Origin of the sequence: Mesorhizobium sp. M7A.F.Ca.US.002.01.1.1, assembly GCF_004022955.1 — a bacterium.
In the GTDB taxonomy this organism is placed as follows: domain Bacteria; phylum Pseudomonadota; class Alphaproteobacteria; order Rhizobiales; family Rhizobiaceae; genus Mesorhizobium; species Mesorhizobium ciceri.
Genome location: NZ_RZQE01000888.1, coordinates 1 through 1,198 on the forward strand (window position 1 = coordinate 1; position 1,198 = coordinate 1,198).

At 63.6% G+C, this 1,198-nt stretch carries 2 protein-coding genes; one reads left to right on the forward strand and one right to left on the reverse strand.

From position 1 onward, the window contains the following. Positions 1-835: nicotinate-nucleotide--dimethylbenzimidazole phosphoribosyltransferase (gene cobT / locus EN932_RS36460; RefSeq protein WP_128369540.1), on the forward strand; the 835-nt coding region annotated here is incomplete at its 5' end. Positions 836-1,005: 170 nt separating this feature from the next. Here cobT and EN932_RS38595 read toward each other — a convergent pair. Next, a partial coding sequence (locus EN932_RS38595; RefSeq protein ID WP_206619040.1) for a hypothetical protein occupies positions 1,006-1,198 on the reverse strand: 193 nt, incomplete at its 5' end.

The following is a 1,198-nucleotide window of genomic DNA, read 5'->3' on the forward strand; positions in this document are numbered from 1 at the left end:
GCCGAAACTCGACCGCGTCAAGGTTTTCGTCTTCGCCGGCAACCACGGCGTCACCGCGCAAGGTGTGTCGGCCTATCCCTCGGAAGTCACCGTGCAGATGGTGGCGAATTTCGCTGGCGGCGGTGCCGCCATCAACCAGCTTGCCCGCATAGCCGGCGCCGAACTCGACGTCATCCCGCTCGATCTCGACCATCCGACCGGCGACTTCACCCAAGGTCCGGCAATGGACGAAGCGCCCTTTCTGGCGGCGGTCTCGGCCGGCTATGATGCGGTGACGAAGGATCTTGACCTTATCTGCTTCGGCGAGATGGGCATCGGCAACACCACGCCGGCGGCTGCCATCTCAGCAGCCCTGTTCGGCGGCGGCGCGGAAAAGTGGACAGGGCGCGGCACCGGCGTCGATGACGCCGGCTTGAAGCGCAAGGTGGTCGCCATCGAAGCCGGCCTGAAGCGCCATGCCGCAGCCCTCGCCGACCCGCTTGCTATCGCTGCCGTGCTCGGCGGACGCGAACTGGCCGCCATCTTCGGCGCCACGCTCGCCGCCCGACATCTCGGCATACCCGTGCTGCTCGACGGCTTCGTCTGCACCGCCGCCGCAGCCCCGCTGTCGAAGCTGCACCCGACCGGCCTCGCCCACACCATCGCAGCCCATGTCTCCGCTGAGTCAGGCCATCGCGGCCTGCTCGAAGCGCTCGGCCTGCCGCCGCTGCTCGATCTCGGCATGCGGCTCGGCGAAGGCTCCGGCGCCTGCCTCGCCGTCAACATCGTCCGCTCGGCGCTGGAGTGCCATGCCCGCATGGCGAGTTTTGCAGAGGCTGGCGTTTCGGAGAAGTAGTTATTCATTCCCCGTATCGGCCGACAAAGATGCCGTTGTCACGACAAAGGAGGCATCTTACCGTAACGGCGATTCTCAAATAGATTTTTGTGGATGAAGAAATTTCATCCTGCCGCAGCTGCGGTGTTATCGCCGGGGCGGTCGCTGTTGTGTTCCGTCACAGCAGCTATTCAAGTCATGGCCCGATCGACACCGGCATTTTCGTTGTCTTCCTGGTCTTCTTCTGGTGGCCCATCAGCGATTTCTCCGGGGGAAAAGACGGAATTGGCGCCAGCGATGCTGCAGCCGGGGAAAAGAGCCTTGCTTTTCGATTCGGCCGGTTTCTGACCCGCATTTTCCAACGCGGCTGAATCGCCACAAGAT